Origin of the sequence: Streptomyces glomeratus, assembly GCF_021462825.1 — a bacterium.
GTDB lineage: Bacteria > Actinomycetota > Actinomycetes > Streptomycetales > Streptomycetaceae > Streptomyces > Streptomyces glomeratus.
The window spans coordinates 43,206-57,081 of record NZ_JAKEEB010000004.1; the positions used below are offsets into that span (position 1 = coordinate 43,206).

Annotated in this window: 14 protein-coding genes; 8 read left to right on the forward strand and 6 right to left on the reverse strand. The window is 71.1% G+C overall.

Annotation, left to right across the window (positions count from 1 at the left end):
• Positions 1–147: 147 nt before the first annotated feature.
• Complete coding sequence (locus LZ604_RS05925; RefSeq protein ID WP_234513163.1) at positions 148–387, reverse strand: hypothetical protein; 240 nt, start codon at positions 385–387, stop codon at positions 148–150.
• A gap of 15 nt (positions 388–402) precedes the next feature.
• Positions 403–1,281 (reverse strand): mycothiol conjugate amidase Mca, encoded by an 879-nt coding sequence (gene mca / locus LZ604_RS05930; RefSeq protein WP_234513164.1) that lies wholly within the window; start codon positions 1,279–1,281, stop codon positions 403–405.
• A 157-nt stretch (positions 1,282–1,438) separates the two neighbouring features.
• On the opposite strand from mca, the gene LZ604_RS05935 reads away from it, so the two are divergent.
• Together LZ604_RS05935 and greA are read left to right on the forward strand one after the other, a co-directional pair.
• Complete coding sequence (locus tag LZ604_RS05935) at positions 1,439–1,837, forward strand: DUF4307 domain-containing protein (RefSeq protein WP_234513165.1); 399 nt, start codon at positions 1,439–1,441, stop codon at positions 1,835–1,837.
• A gap of 168 nt (positions 1,838–2,005) precedes the next feature.
• Positions 2,006–2,503, forward strand: a complete 498-nt coding sequence (gene greA / locus LZ604_RS05940; protein WP_234513166.1) for a transcription elongation factor GreA — start codon at positions 2,006–2,008, stop codon at positions 2,501–2,503.
• 93 nt (positions 2,504–2,596) lie between these two features.
• Here greA and LZ604_RS05945 read toward each other — a convergent pair whose 3' ends face one another.
• Positions 2,597–2,965 carry a hypothetical protein gene (locus LZ604_RS05945; RefSeq protein WP_234513167.1) on the reverse strand — a complete coding sequence of 123 codons (369 nt, stop codon included), beginning with the start codon at positions 2,963–2,965 and terminating at the stop codon, positions 2,597–2,599.
• Between the two features lie 387 nt (positions 2,966–3,352).
• Here LZ604_RS05945 and LZ604_RS05950 point away from each other — a divergent pair, with 387 nt between their 5' ends.
• Complete coding sequence (locus LZ604_RS05950) at positions 3,353–3,625, forward strand: response regulator transcription factor (RefSeq protein WP_234513168.1); 273 nt, start codon at positions 3,353–3,355, stop codon at positions 3,623–3,625.
• 33 nt (positions 3,626–3,658) lie between these two features.
• Here LZ604_RS05950 and ilvA read toward each other — a convergent pair whose 3' ends face one another.
• The gene (gene ilvA / locus LZ604_RS05955; protein ID WP_234513170.1) at positions 3,659–4,888 is read right to left on the reverse strand and encodes a threonine ammonia-lyase; all 1,230 of its coding nucleotides are present in this window, start codon (positions 4,886–4,888) and stop codon (positions 3,659–3,661) included.
• Positions 4,889–5,052: 164 nt separating this feature from the next.
• Between ilvA and LZ604_RS05960 the strand changes: the two genes are divergently transcribed.
• The 3 genes from LZ604_RS05960 (at position 5,053) to LZ604_RS05970 (ending at position 6,560) form a co-directional block, all read left to right on the forward strand.
• On the forward strand, positions 5,053–5,559 hold the full coding sequence (locus LZ604_RS05960) for a MarR family winged helix-turn-helix transcriptional regulator (RefSeq protein WP_372482099.1): 507 nt from the start codon (positions 5,053–5,055) through the stop codon (positions 5,557–5,559).
• A 213-nt stretch (positions 5,560–5,772) separates the two neighbouring features.
• Complete coding sequence (locus LZ604_RS05965; RefSeq protein ID WP_234513172.1) at positions 5,773–6,276, forward strand: sigma factor-like helix-turn-helix DNA-binding protein; 504 nt, start codon at positions 5,773–5,775, stop codon at positions 6,274–6,276.
• A gap of 35 nt (positions 6,277–6,311) precedes the next feature.
• Entirely contained in the window at positions 6,312–6,560 is a 249-nt protein-coding gene (locus tag LZ604_RS05970; protein WP_234513173.1) for a hypothetical protein, read from the forward strand.
• A gap of 16 nt (positions 6,561–6,576) precedes the next feature.
• On the opposite strand, the gene LZ604_RS05975 is transcribed toward LZ604_RS05970, so the two are convergent.
• A complete protein-coding gene (locus LZ604_RS05975; protein ID WP_234513174.1) occupies positions 6,577–7,731 on the reverse strand; it encodes a cystathionine gamma-synthase in 1,155 nt (384 codons plus the stop codon).
• Between the two features lie 118 nt (positions 7,732–7,849).
• Between LZ604_RS05975 and LZ604_RS05980 the strand changes: the two genes are divergently transcribed.
• Positions 7,850–8,968 (forward strand): hypothetical protein, encoded by a 1,119-nt coding sequence (locus LZ604_RS05980; RefSeq protein WP_234513175.1) that lies wholly within the window; start codon positions 7,850–7,852, stop codon positions 8,966–8,968.
• Positions 8,969–9,045: 77 nt separating this feature from the next.
• On the forward strand, positions 9,046–9,756 hold the full coding sequence (msrA, locus tag LZ604_RS05985; RefSeq protein ID WP_234513176.1) for a peptide-methionine (S)-S-oxide reductase MsrA: 711 nt from the start codon (positions 9,046–9,048) through the stop codon (positions 9,754–9,756).
• A gap of 129 nt (positions 9,757–9,885) precedes the next feature.
• Here the strand turns inward: msrA and LZ604_RS05990 are convergent, their stop codons facing one another.
• On the reverse strand, positions 9,886–13,728 hold the full coding sequence (locus tag LZ604_RS05990) for a S8 family serine peptidase (RefSeq protein WP_234513177.1): 3,843 nt from the start codon (positions 13,726–13,728) through the stop codon (positions 9,886–9,888).
• Between the last annotated feature and the right edge of the window lie 148 nt (positions 13,729–13,876).

Consider the following 13,876-nt stretch of genomic DNA (forward strand, 5'->3'; position numbering starts at 1 on the left):
TCCCCCACTCTCCCACGGCGCCGGTCACCACGGAGGACCGCGGAACGGCCGGGCGCGCCCCACCGCGGGGCGTGCCGGAGCGGCCCGGCGGTGCCGGCCGGCCGAGACCGTCCACGACACCGCGGGCCGGGGGAAGCGAAGGCCGGATCAGCCCCGCCGGGCCTTGGGCGCGCCCTGGTCCTTGCGCGCGGCTGCTTCGCCGGAGGCGTCGGTCTCCTCGAAGTCCACCTTGCGCATGTGCTTGTTCATCGACTTCATCAGACCCCACACGGCCAGCGCCATCACCGCGAACACGATGAAGCCGAGGACGCCGGGGGTGACCTTGTTCTGGTCCACCTCGGCGAGGGGGATCAGATGCGTCACTGCCAGGCTCACGCTTGCGCTCATGACAGGCATTGTCCCTCAGGGACGGCGGACGCCCGCAAAGAGGTCGTCCTCCGGCAGGGAGGTGTCCACGAGCGACTTCGCCAGCTCGTACTCCTCCGTCGGCCAGACCTCCTTCTGCAGCTCCATCGGGACGCGGAACCAGCCGCCGTCGGGGTCGATCTGCGTGGCGTGCGCGATCAGCGCCTTGTCGCGGATCTCGAAGAAGTCCGCGCACGGGACATGGGTGGTCAGGGTGCGCTCGACGCGCTCGAACTCGTCCCACCGCTTCAGCCAGTCGCCGTAGGGCGACTCCAGGCCGCGCTCGAGCATCGCCTTGTGGAGCGCCTCGGTGCGCGGGCGGTTGAAGCCCTGGTTGTAGTAGAGCTTCAGCGGCTGCCACGCCGGGCCGAACTCCGCCTCCGGGTACTTCTCGGTGTCCGCCGCGCCCTCGAACGCCACCATCGAGATCTTGTGGGTCATGATGTGGTCGGGGTGCGGGTAGCCGCCGTTCTCGTCGTAGGTGGTGATCACCTGCGGGCGGAAGGCGCGGATCTTGCGGACGAGCTCTCCGGCCGCCTTGTCGACGTCCTCCAGGGCGAAGCACCCCTCGGGCAGCGGGGGCAGCGGGTCGCCCTCCGGCAGGCCGGAGTCGATGAAGCCGAGCCACTCCTGCCGGACGCCCAGGATCTCCCGGGCCTCGTCCATCTCCTTCTTGCGTACTTCGTGGATGTGCTCCTCGATGTATGTGTCGCCCTGGAGCTTCGGGTTGAGGATGGAGCCGCGTTCCCCGCCCGTGCAGGTCACCACCAGCACGTCCACCCCCTCGGACACGTACTTCGCCATGGTGGCCGCGCCCTTGCTCGACTCGTCGTCGGGGTGGGCGTGCACGGCCATCAGTCGCAGTTGGTCAGTCAAGACTCGATCCTCAGTAAGTCGGCAAGTCGGCGCCCGGTGTGAAACGACGCGACGGGCGGCTTCTATAGTGACCGAACCGGGGCGCGAATAATTCCGGGTCCGGTCCCGGAGGGCCCCCTTCCGGGACGTTCGTCCCGTTCCTGCCGAGAGGACGGTCATGAGCACGGCGAGCACGCGGCTGCCCGAGGGCCGTTACGGCCGCTCCGCGGACGAGCGCGCCGACCGCACCCTCAAGATCGTCGGCAGTGTGCTGGGCGCGCTGCTGCTCGCGATCGTCGGCTGGTTCGCGTACCACTACGTGGCCCAGAACAAGATCGGCGCCGAGGTCATCACCTTCGAGGCCGCGCACGACTCGGTCAGGATCCATCTCGAGGTCCGCAAGGACGCGGACACGGCCGGTTACTGCACCCTGCGCTCCCAGTCGGCGGACGGTACCGAGGTGGGCCGCGCGGACTTCCGGTTCGGCGGACACGCCACGCGCATCGACAAGGTGGTCACGCTCCGTACCACGGCCCAGGGCAGCACGGCGGAGCTGCTCGGCTGCCACGCCGACTGACTCGTCCCGTGTCACATGGCCGCTGACCTGGGTCGACGTAATTCTGATGGCTTATGTCCTCCCCCTTTCGCCGCTGAATTGTTAGGCTCGTGGTTTCGCCCACCCGTGAAGGAACATTCTTCTGGGTAGGGCGATGCTTTGTATTCCCAGTACCGACGAGGAGCACCTGTGACCCAGACCAGCGAGAACGTCACCTGGCTGACCCAGGAGGCGTACAACCAGCTCAAGGCCGAGCTGGAGTACCTTTCTGGTCCCGCGCGCACGGAGATCGCCGCCAAGATCGCCGCCGCGCGCGAGGAGGGGGACCTGCGTGAGAACGGCGGGTACCACGCGGCCAAGGAGGAGCAGGGCAAGCAGGAGCTCCGTGTGCGCCAGCTGACCCAGCTCCTGGAGAACGCCAAGGTCGGCGAGGCCCCGGCGGCCGACGGTGCTGTGGCGCCGGGCATGGTCGTCACGATCGCCTTCGACGGCGACGAGGACGACACCCTGACCTTCCTGCTGGCGTCCCGCGAGTACGCGAGCTCCGACATCGAGACCTACTCGCCGCAGTCCCCGCTGGGGACGGGCGTGAACGGCAAGAAGGTCGGCGAGGACGCCGAGTACGAGCTGCCGAACGGCAAGAAGGCCACGGTGAAGATCCTGAAGGCCGAGCCGTACTCCGGCTGAGAAGCGGGACATGACGAGACCCCGGCCCCGTGGGGGCGCCGGGGTCTCGTCACGCGGCGGGCGGCCGGGGCCGGACGACCGGGATCGTCCGCCTCACCGCCTGCACTCGAGGAAGACTCCGCCGCTGCTCTTCACATCACTGTGGCCGTTCGGCCTCTTCCCGATCACCCAGGTCTTGAACGATCCGTACGTGGGGCATTTGACGGACGTGACCACGCTCCCCACGGAGCCGGGCGAGACATTGACGCAGTTGTTCTTGAGCTCGACCCAGCCCTCGAACGTCTCACCCAGGAGGGAGACGCAGACCCTCTTGTAGCCCGCGTAGTGGGCGCTGGCGACGACCTCGTGCGCATAGATCTTCGGCGTCCACGCGTCCAGCTCGTACGCCTGGGTCGCGGCCATCGCCTGGGGCGCTCCGCCGATCATCGCCACCGCCGCGACCGCCGCGGCGACAGCACCCATCCGTCGCTTGTGCTTGAGCATCGATCCCCCGTTTCACATCGGTGCCGGAGGCACCTCCGAGCCCCCGGGGTTGCTCGGGCATCATCCATGCCATGGAGCCCGCGCCGACATCCCCCGCCCAGGGGGTCTTCCTCCGGGCCCCTGCAGGGCCGGGCGGCCGTCCTCCGGGCGTCCGGAGGATCCATTCACCGAATCATCACCTGGCGTTCGAGGGCCACCCCCTACAGTCGTGATCCGGATGCACGCCTGACCCGCGTGCGTTGGTGACTGCGCGGCAGCCGGCGCAGCGCCTTTCCAACCAGGGGGATACGCGTGATGAACATCGGCCTTGTTGACCGCAGCCCACAAGAGAGCACGAAGCTCCGGAGCGTTCCGGGAGCCGTCGCCGTGCGCGCCTGCGCATCGTGCGAGTGCCCGGCACGGACCGAGGCCCGGGCTGTGCTGGGTGCCCTCTCGGCGCGGGAGCTGGAGGTGCTCGCGCTCGCCGGTGACGGCCTCTCCAACCCGGAGATAGCGCAGATCCTCACCATCAGTCCCGAGACGGCCAAGGACCATCTGCACAGCATCTACCGCAAGCTCGGTGTGCGCAGCCGTCTGCAGGCCGCCAAGATCGCCTGGCAGGCGGGCATCACCAGTGGCCGGCCGTCCGGCACCCGATGACCGGGCGGGGAGACCGGCGAGTCTCGGGGTGGCTCAGTCGATGACCGTGTAGCCGGCGTCGCGCAGGGCGTGACCGACCTCGGCGCAGTGCGCGGGACCCTTCGTCTCCAGGTGCAGCTCCACCTCCGCCTCCGTCAGCCCGAGCCGTGGGTCGGTCCGTACGTGGCTCACATCGAGGACGTTGGCGTCCGCCGCCGACAGCACCCCGAGCAGCGAGGCCAGAACCCCCGGCCGGTCGGTCAGACGCAGCCGGACGGCCAGGTAGCGGCCCTGCGCGGCCATGCCGTGCCGCAGGATGCGCTGCATCAGCACGGGGTCGACGTTCCCGCCGGACAGCACCGCGACCACCGGGCCCTCGAAGCCGTCCGGCTCACTCATCAGCGCCGCCACAGGGCTCGCGCCGGCCGGCTCGACGACCAGCTTGGCCCGCTCCAGGCAGAGCAGCAGCGCGGCGGACAGCGCGTCCTCGGACACCGTACGGACCTCGTCGACCAGGTCGCGGACGATCCGGAACGGCACATCGCCGGGCCGGCCCACCATGATGCCGTCGGCCATGGTGGCCGGGTTCCCCACCGACACCGGGCGTCCGGCCGCCAGCGAAGGCGGATACGCGGCCGCGCCCTTCGCCTGCACGCCCACCACCCGCACGTCCGGACGCAGCGCCTTCACCGCGGTCGCGATGCCCGCGATCAGTCCACCGCCGCCGACGCCGACGACGATCGTGCGCACCTCGGGGCACTGCTCCAGGATCTCGAGCCCGACCGTGCCCTGGCCCGCGACGATGTCGGGGTGGTCGAAGGGGTGGATGAACACCGCGCCGGTCTCGCACGCGTACTCCTGCGCCGCGGCCAGGGTCTCGTCCACCACCTGGCCGTGCAGCCGTACGTCCGCGCCGTACTCGCGCGTCGCGCTGATCTTCGGCAGTGCGGCGCCCTTCGGCATGAACACCGTGGAATGCACACCGAGCAGCGAGGACGCGAGGGCGACCCCCTGCGCGTGGTTGCCGGCGCTCGCGGCGACCACGCCCGCCGCCCGCTCCTCGGGCAGCAGCCCCGCGATCCGCACATAGGCGCCGCGCAGCTTGAACGACCCCGTCCGCTGGAGGTTCTCGCACTTGAGGTGCACCGGCGCGCCGACCAGCCGGGACAGATGCCTGCTGCCCTCCATGGCGGTGACACGAGCCACCCCCGAGAGCATCTTCTGGGCGCCGCGGACGTCGTCCAGCGTCACCGTCGGCAAGGGATCGGCCGTGCTGTAGCTCATGACCACCAGTCTCGCAGCTCGCCCCCGCCGGCAGCGGGTGTGACCAAGCCCCGGGACGGGTTTCCTCAGCGCAGGTACGGCCCGCGCCCGGGCCGCGTACCCTGTCCCCCAACCCAGCTCCCCACGCATGAAGTGAGCCCCCGGCCATGCCCACAACACCTGATATGTCGATGGACATGACGATCGTCGGTGACCCCGGTCTCCTGGACACGCTGCAGCACGAGGTCGCGGTGTTCGCACGCCGTGCCGAACAGACGCGGCTCGGCGGGGTCGGGCAGGTGCGCAACTCCATGGACCGCGCCGCGTACCTGCTGCTCAACCGCCTCGACAAGGAGGGGCCGATGGGCGTCAAGGCGCTCGCGGCGAGCATGGGCATCGACTCCTCGACGGTCACCCGGCAGGTCGCCCCGCTGGTCGACACCGGTCTCGTCAAGCGCACCTCGCATCCGGAGGACGGTCGCGCGGTGGTGCTCCAGCTCTCCCCGCGCGGGCTGTCCCGCCTGGAGGAAGTACGGTGCTCCAGGCGCCAGTTGATGGCCGAACTGACGCACGACTGGACGCCGCAGGAGCGCGAGTCGTTCTGCGCCCTCCTCACGCGGTTCAACGTCGCCCTCTCCGCCCGGCAGGCCGCCCAGGCAGGCCCGGTGGCGGAGTCGCAGCCGGCCTCCTGAGCCCCCGGGGCGCGCCGTTCGTGCTCACGACGGCACACGCGCGCGTACCGATGCGCCCCGGCTCTTGACCCGAAGGCGTGACCGGTTTCATATGAGACCGGGTCCTGTCGTACGCGGTACCGCGCGCCGTTCACGCCCCCTGGTCGTGGGTGCGCGACCGCCGCCGCGCGCCGGGTCCCGTTCCCTCAGGGTCGCCCTCAGGCGGGAGGTGCGGTGCGAGAACGGCATGAGGCCCACGGCGCCCGCCGGGCCCGCGAGTTCGAGGCGTTCGTCGCGGGCGCGGCCGGGCGGCTGCTGCACACCGCCACCCTGCTGACCGCCGAGGCCCCGGACGACAACCCACGCGCGCGGCGCCTGCTGACCCTTGCCCTCGCCGAGACCTACACCTCCTGGGACGGGCTGCGCGGCGAGGACCCCTACGACCGGGCCCGTCGCGGGCTGGCCACCCGCTTCGCGCACAGTGCGTGGCACCGGTACGGGCTGCTCGGACGGCACCGGCCGCACTCGGGGAGCGCCCTCGCGGGCCTGACACCCCAGCAGCGCCTGATCATCGTCCTCAGGCTCTACGAGGGTGTCGCCGAGGAACAGACGGCGGCACTGCTGGGCCTGCCCGCCCAGCGCGTCCAGGCGATCTGCGCCCGGGCGACGGCGACACTGCTGCACCCGCCGCAGGACCCGGCACCGGCGGCGCTGGAGGCCGAGGTGGCTCCGTCGTGAGGCACACGGCGGCAGGGACGGACCGGAGGGTGTCGATGAACCTGCCCCAGCGGGAGGCCGCCGTGCGGCGGCTGCTGGAACGCACGCCGCCCCCGGTGCCGCCCGGCCTCCATGCGGAGGTGGTCCGGCGCGGCAGCCGCATGCTGCGCCGCCGGGCCCTGGCACGCCGCCTGCTGTGGCTGGCGCTGCTCGCCGCCGCCGTCGCCTTCGCGGTCTGGGCGGCGATGGCCCGCCCCTGGGTGGAGCCGCCCTCGACGACGACTCCACCGATCAGCGACTGGTGAGACCAGGCCGCTCCACCTAGCCGAGGGCCTGCTGGAGGTCCTCGAGGAGGTCGTCGACGTTCTCGATGCCCACGGACAGGCGGACCAGGTCGGCCGGCACCTCCAGGGCCGAGCCGGCCGCGGACGCGTGCGTCATGCGCCCCGGGTGCTCGATCAGCGACTCGACGCCACCGAGGGACTCGCCGAGCGTGAAGACCTGGGCCCGGTTGCAGACCTCTACGGCCGCCTCCTCGCCGCCCTCGACCCGGAAGGAGACCATGCCGCCGAACGCCTTCATCTGCTTCGCGGCCACCTCGTGACCGGGGTGCTCCGGCAGGCCCGGGTAGAGCACACCGGTCACGCGCGCGTGCCGGGTGAGCATGTCGGCGATCTTCGTCGCGTTCTCGCTGTGCCGGTCCATGCGGACCGCCAGCGTCTTGGTGCCGCGCAGCACCAGCCAGGAGTCGAAGGGGCCGGCGACCGCGCCCATCGCGTTCTGGTGGTAGGCCAGCTCCTCGCCCAGTTCCTGGTCCTGCACGATCAGCGCACCGCCGACGACGTCGGAGTGGCCGCCCATGTACTTGGTCAGCGAGTGCACGACGACGTCCGCGCCGAGCGACAGCGGCTGCTGCAGGTAGGGGGTCGCGAACGTGTTGTCGACGACCAGCCGGGCGCCCGCGTCACGGGCGATCTGGGCGACGGCGGTGATGTCGGTGATGCCGAGCAGCGGGTTGGAGGGGGTCTCCACCCACACGGCCTTGGTCTTCGGGGTGAGGGCGGCTCGTACGGCGGACGGATCGCTGGTGTCGGCGACCGACCATTCCACGCCCCAGCGGGAGACCACCTTGGCGAAGAGGCGGAAGGTGCCGCCGTACGCGTCGTTCGGGATGACCACGTGGTCGCCGGGGCGGAGCAGCGTACGCAACAGGCAGTCCTCGGCCGCCAGTCCGGACGCGAACGCGAGGCCGCGGCGGCCGCCCTCCAGGGCGGCGAGGTTCTCCTCCAGGGCGGTCCTGGTGGGGTTGGCGCTGCGGCTGTACTCGTAGCCGCCGCGCAGGCCGCCGACACCGTCCTGCTTGTAGGTGGAGACCTGGTAGATCGGCGGGACGACCGCACCGGTGAGGGGGTCGGCGGTGTTCCCCGCGTGGATCGCGCGGGTCTCGAAGTGTTCGCTGATGTGCCTGTCACTCATGTGCACCGAGGGTAGTGCGCCCGCCGCCTGGATGAGGGACCGCACGGCCGAAGGCCGTTTTCCACAGGTTCGGCGACCGGGTTGGCACGGTGTCGGCCCCGTCTGGTTCGCTTGAGTCATGGTGATTCTCTGGGTCCTGATGGCGCTGGCCCTCTTCAGCATGGTTCTGCTGCCCGTTCTCATGCGCAGGCGCTCGGGTATCCAGCAGGTCGCGCCCGGCGACCCTGACGCCGCGGACCCGGCGAACTACGGCTTTGCGCGCCAGGAGGAGCTGGACGTCCGGATGCCCGGCCCGGACCAGGATCTGCTGGACGTCCTGGACGTGGTGCAGCGCACTCAGGACTACCGGGCGGCCGCGCAGCTCCTGGCCGGCACGGAGACGGAGGGCGAGACACGCTGGCAGCGTGTGCAGGCCTTCGCGGGAGCCGCGTCCCTGGAGCTCCGGCAGCGGCCCGGCGGGGTGAGCGAGACGCCGGGCGGCCAGTGGCTGCGGGTGTGGCGCGCCGAGGCCCCGAAGGACCCCGGCGGCGCGGCGGTGCACGCGGAGTTCCTGGTGCAGCAGGCGTGGCGCACCTCGACACCGGGGACGGACGAGTTCCGGATCATCATGGAGGAGGCGAGATCGGCGTGCGCGGAGGCGGCGCTGCTGGCCCCCGGTGACCCCGTCCCGTACATCGTCGAGCTGTCGGTCGCCCGCGGGCTGGCCTACCCGCAGCCGGAGTTCGAGCAGCTCTGGCTGAGGATCCTGGACCGCGCGCCCGCCCACATGGGAGCGCACCTGGCGGCCCTGCACTACTGGTGCGAGAAGTGGCACGGCTCACGGGAGCTGGCGTACTCCTTCGCGGAGGCGGCCGCGGCGCGTGCACCCCAGGGTTCACTGCTGGCGGCGATGCCGCTCTTCGCGGTCTTCGAGCACCTGCCCGAGGTGAACCTGGTCAGCAGCTTCTACCGGAGCGAGGTCGTGACGAAGGCGGTCCACGGCGCGCTCTACGCGCTCCAGTCGGCCCGCCCCGACGACCCGATGCTCGCGCACGTCCGCCACCTCCTGGTGTTCTTCCTCGTCCGCGGCGAACGCTGGGCGGAGGCGATGGCCCAGCTGGTCCACGTGGACGGCCACGTGGGCGCGCTCCCCTGGACGCTGACCGCCGACCCGGCCGCGGACTACGCGGTGTACCGCGCCCTGGCGGTTGCGGGGTACGAGGCCAACGGGGGAAGCCCGGCGACGCTGCCGCACTGAGGCCGGGCCCGGAATTCCCGGGTCGACGCGCACGTTGAGGTACACGGATCCCACCCCCGTGACCCAGTGGAGACCGCATGTTCCTGCACAGCCGTACGCCCCAGCTGCCGACCCCCGAGCAGGCCCTGCGCGGTCGCCCGGAGCCGGCCTTCGCGGTCCCCGAGCGGCACACGGTGCTGGGCACCCCGCTCCTCGGCCCCTACCCGGAGGGGCTGGAGATCGCCGACTTCGGCCTGGGCTGTTTCTGGGGCGCCGAGCGCAAGTTCTGGCAGCTGCCCTCGGGCGTCCACACCACGCTGGTCGGCTACCAGGGCGGTTACACCCAGAACCCGACCTACGAGGAGGTCTGCTCGGGCCTGACGGGCCACACGGAGGCGGTCCGCGTGGTCTACGACCCGAACAAGATCTCCTACAACCGACTGCTCCAGGTCTTCTGGGAGTCCCACAACCCCACGCAGGGCTTCCGCCAGGGCAACGACGTCGGCACGCAGTACCGCTCGGCGATCTACACCCACTCCCCCGCCCAGCAGGCCGCCGCCGAGGCCTCCCGCGAGGCCTACCAGAAGGTCCTCACGGCCTCCGGCTACGGCACCATCACCACGGAACTGCTCCCGGCACAGGGCCGCGACTTCTACCCGGCCGAGGCATATCACCAGCAATACCTGGACAAGAACCCGGCGGGCTACTGCGGGCTCGGTGGGACGGGGGTCCTGCTGGGTGACCCGTTCGAGACGAACTGGGGGGCCTCGTGCCCGACGGGGCTCACTCCGGCCCCGACGGTTGACTGACCGCCGGCATTCGTCGTTCGCCTGCTGACCGGGCGGGCCGCAGATGGCCACGGCGGGTGCCGGAGCCCTCAGGGCCCTGGCACCCGCCGTGGTTCAGCCGGATCGGTCCGCGTCAGCGTTCACGGCGGCTCATGCGCTCCCGTGGTGCACGTAGGCGCGGTTCACGGTCTGCTGGACGCTGTCGCCCGCGGCGTCCGTGGCGGTGACCCGCAGGGTCACATACGCGTCGCCGTGCACGCTCGACGGCCGCTCCACGGTGGCGGTGAACCGCCCGTCGCCGCCGCGCTGCGCCGTGCGCGCGGTGGTCCAGCTCCTCCCGTCGTCGTACGACGCCTCGACCTTGAGCGTCACCCCGCGCGGGGCTGCCATGCCGTCCTGCATGCGGACGGTCACACCGAGGTCGTGTGTGCGCACCGGGCCCACCGCATTCTGCGCGTCGACCGGTACGGCGTAGTCGAGCTGGAGCAGCGGCAGCAGGGTCGCGCCGGCCGCGGTGTTCGAGCGGAAGGTCCACGACGTGTGCGTGCCGGTGCCGAAGTGCCAGTCGTCCGAGACGCGGGCGGTCGTCAGGTCCAGCCGGTATGCGGCGTCTCCGGCGGGCACCTCGAAGTTGCCCCATGCGCCGTTGCCGGACGTGGCGATCTGCTCCTTGTTCCGGTACAGCGCCATCGTGGACGTGTCGTTCACGAAGGCCGCGCCGACGCCGCCGCCGATTCCGCCGAAGGGGTCGCTCTCCGCGAACGACCAGTGGCCGGTGCCGGAGTCGTCGAAGTCCGGAACGTGCAGCGACAGGGTGTCGCCGTTGCGCACCGACGGCAGGGGCTCATCACGCGGGATCGACGGGCGGACCACTGCTCCGAACCACCGCTCCGTGGCGCGCCGGCCGGGCTGGTAGGTGTGCGGGGCGTCGTGCATGCCGGCCATCAACGGAAAGTCGACGTTGTCGACGATGTTGTGGTGCACGACGTGCTGCCACAGCGTGTCTCCGGCGCTCACGTACTCGACGCGTTCCTGGCCGACCGGAACGTAGCGGCTGTACTGGTTCCATGCGGTGTCCTGGAACGGCCTCCATGCGAAACGCTGCTCGCTCGCCCAGGCCGAGGCACCGGTGCGGGTGTACGTGCTGTGGACCTCCCCGCTGTTTCGATCGGAGACGGTGTAGACCACCTGCTTGGGGATGGAGCCCTTCGAGACCTGCATCACGTCGTACAGATACGGGCTGTTCACCGTGCCGGAGAACTCCACCGTCGTGGTGCCCTTCTTCACGCTCTCCAGCAGAGCCGTCCCGTTCTTCCAGGAGGTCTGCATGGTGGGCAGCGCCATCCGGTCACCGTTCGGCTGCCATCGGGTCCAGTCGGAGAAGCCCTCGGGCTGCACGACCAGGAGCGCCTTGGCCCCCGCGGCCGCCGCGGCCCGCGGGAGGGCCCATCGGTCGTACCAGGCGGAGTTGTCGTCCCGTACGACGGCCAGCTTGCCGCGCGCCGCGCGGAAGTCGGGCGCCACCGCCATGCCGGCGGCCACGGCGGTCAGCCGCGCACCCCGATCCCCGAAGACCGGGGAGGTCACCTGGTAGTACGGGGTGAACTCCTGTGAGCCGCCCGAGACCTTGGCCCGCAGTTGCGGAGCCGTCATCTGCCAGCGTGAGGAGAACTCGAAGGCACCGTCGGTGACCGGAGCGGTGGGGCTGACATAGAGCCGCTTGACGGTATCGAAGAACAGGGCGCCCTGAAGCAGTCCGTGACCGTCGATCTGGCGGTGGAACGTGGTGCTGAGGACGCCGTGCTGCTCGGCGGGACGAGGCGTGCGGATCTTCACCTCGGAGACATCGGCGGCATTCAGCGTCACCGTCATGTCCTTGGTGACCTTCACCTCGGGGTCGACGATCTCCCCGGCCTCTTCGCCGTCATCGGTCCGGTCGTAGAAACCGGAGCTGAGGTAGTAAGTGCCCTCTTCGACGACGGCGACTCCCGCGTCGCGGTCGGTGTAGTTCACGAACCCGTCGGGGCCCCAGATGGTCGGCAGTGAGCCGGGCACGATCCGGCCGTCGCGGTCGCGGTAGACCACGGTGAGCCGGTGCTGGGGGGCGTGCACCACGAGGGAGACGGTGGTGTGGGCGAGCACGGTGCCGTCGGCGGACTTCGCGGTGATGTATCCGTAGAACTTGCCGCGGACGGCGTGCGTGGCGTCGGTGCGCAGCGGCACGTCGGCGGTGGCACCGGGAGCCAGTTGCACGGTGCCGGAGTCGGGGCTGACGACCCCGTCGGGGATGGCCCGGCCGGCCTCGGTGGCCAGGTCGACGGCCAGGGAGAGGGTGAGCGGGTGATCGCCGGTGTTGGTGTAGCGGAGGGTGGCGGTCTGCTGCTGCCCCTGGGTGCCACCGATGGTCAGCGGGGCGAGGGTGACGGAGCCGGTGGCGGTGACCGGGCCCATGGCCGCGGCCAGGTCGATGCGGCCGCCGCCCTGCTCGGTCACCTTGGTGCCGGGCACCGTGTGCGCCGTGCTGATCAGGGCGTCCTTGAGTTGCCTGGCGTTCCAGTCCGGGTGCTGCTGGGCCAGCAGCGCGGCGGCGCCGGCGACGTGCGGGGTGGCCATGGAGGTCCCGGACAGCGCGACGTAGTTGGCGTCGACCGGGTCGCCCAGCGTGGTGCCGGCCGCGCGGGCGGCGACGATGCCCACGCCGGGGGCGGTCACATCGGGCTTGACCGCGTCGTCGCCGAAGCGCGGGCCGCGGCTGGAGAAGGAGGCCAGGGAGTCGTCGCGGTCGACGGCGCCCACGGTGAGCGCGGCATCGGCTGCGCCGGGCGTGCCGACGGTCGACTGGCCCGGGCCCGAGTTGCCCGCCGCGATGACGAAGAGCGTGCCGGTGGAGGCGGTCAGGTTGTCGACGGCCTGGCTGAGGGGGTCGGTGCCGTCGGTCTGCTCGTCCGACCCGAGGCTCATGTTGACGACCTTGGCGTGCTCGGCGGTCGCCCACTCCATGCCGTCGATGATGCCCGACTCGGAGCCGTAGCCGTTGTCGTCCAGCACCTTGCCGATCAGCAGGTCGGCCTTGGGCGCGACACCGCGTCGGGTCCCGCCGGAAGCGGCGCCCGTGCCGCCGACGATCGAGGCGACGTGCGTGCCGTGGCCGAAGTGGTCGACGGTGTTCCCGCTGCCGGAGAAGTCCTCGGCTTCCGCGATCCGGCCGACCAGGTCGGGGTGACCGGCGTCGACGCCGGTGTCGAGCACGGCCACCTTGACGCCCTGGCCCTCGTAGCCGGCCTTCCATGCAGTGGGAGCGTTGATCTGGGCGGTGCTGCGGTCCAGCGCCGCCTTGACCTTGCCGTCCAGGGAGATCCGCGGGGTGACTGCGGCCCGGGCGGCGTCCGACGATCCGCCGGGATCCAGCGTCTTCCAGAACCTGCCCAGGTCGTCGTCGGCGACCCGCAAGGACCGCGCGTGGATGCTCTCCAGGCTGCGGGAGGGCGTTGCTGCCGCGTTGAGCGCCATCAGCCGGTCGGCCGTGGCCGCGGCGGTCTTCGCCGCCTGCGCGCCGGCCCTGGCCCCGCCGGGCGCGGACGCCGAGGAGACGATCAGCGGCAGTGCGGAGGCGTGGGCTTCGTCGTAGCCATCGGCGATCAGCTCCGTCACGTCGAACAGCCGCCGGTCCAGGGCACCGGCGGACACGAGTGCCTCGGCGTCGAAGGGAATCACCGTCAGCGCCTTGTCGTCCCCTTCCAGCGTCTTGAAGGGGATGTGCTCGCGCCCGGGTCCTGGCTGCACCGACGCGGCGCGCCGCCCGCCGGGCAGCGTCGTCACGGTCACCCGGTCACCGGTCACCAGCCGCACGGTCGCGGCGGCGGCCCCCGGTACGGCAGCGGGACGAGTGGCGGTCCCGGTAGCTGCCGTCTGCGCCGCATGCGCGGTCGGTGCAGCTCCGGCAATCAGCATCAATCCTGTTGATATCGCCGCCGTTAGGCGGATTCCAGACATCAGTGAGACACCTCTCGTACAGCTGGGAGCACAAGTTGTCCGAGAGCATCCGTTGATGAAGCTCGACGTGTCACCGGCCTCGGATGTCGCAACTGCGACATGTTCCAACTGCGACACGTGCCGCCTGCGCGCCGCCGTCACACGGTCG

Coding starts and splice junctions, on each gene's coding strand:
- LZ604_RS05935 (WP_234513165.1), top strand. CDS start 1,439: ATGAGCACGGCGAGCACGCGGCTGCCCGAGGGCCGTTACGGCCGCTCC.
- msrA (WP_234513176.1), top strand. CDS start 9,046: ATGTTCCTGCACAGCCGTACGCCCCAGCTGCCGACCCCCGAGCAGGCC.
- LZ604_RS05945 (WP_234513167.1), bottom strand. CDS start 2,965: ATGGGTGCTGTCGCCGCGGCGGTCGCGGCGGTGGCGATGATCGGCGGA.
- LZ604_RS05960 (WP_372482099.1), top strand. CDS start 5,053: ATGTCGATGGACATGACGATCGTCGGTGACCCCGGTCTCCTGGACACG.
- LZ604_RS05925 (WP_234513163.1), bottom strand. CDS start 387: ATGAGCGCAAGCGTGAGCCTGGCAGTGACGCATCTGATCCCCCTCGCC.
- LZ604_RS05990 (WP_234513177.1), bottom strand. CDS start 13,728: ATGTCTGGAATCCGCCTAACGGCGGCGATATCAACAGGATTGATGCTG.
- LZ604_RS05980 (WP_234513175.1), top strand. CDS start 7,850: ATGGTGATTCTCTGGGTCCTGATGGCGCTGGCCCTCTTCAGCATGGTT.
- LZ604_RS05975 (WP_234513174.1), bottom strand. CDS start 7,731: ATGAGTGACAGGCACATCAGCGAACACTTCGAGACCCGCGCGATCCAC.
- LZ604_RS05970 (WP_234513173.1), top strand. CDS start 6,312: ATGAACCTGCCCCAGCGGGAGGCCGCCGTGCGGCGGCTGCTGGAACGC.
- ilvA (WP_234513170.1), bottom strand. CDS start 4,888: ATGAGCTACAGCACGGCCGATCCCTTGCCGACGGTGACGCTGGACGAC.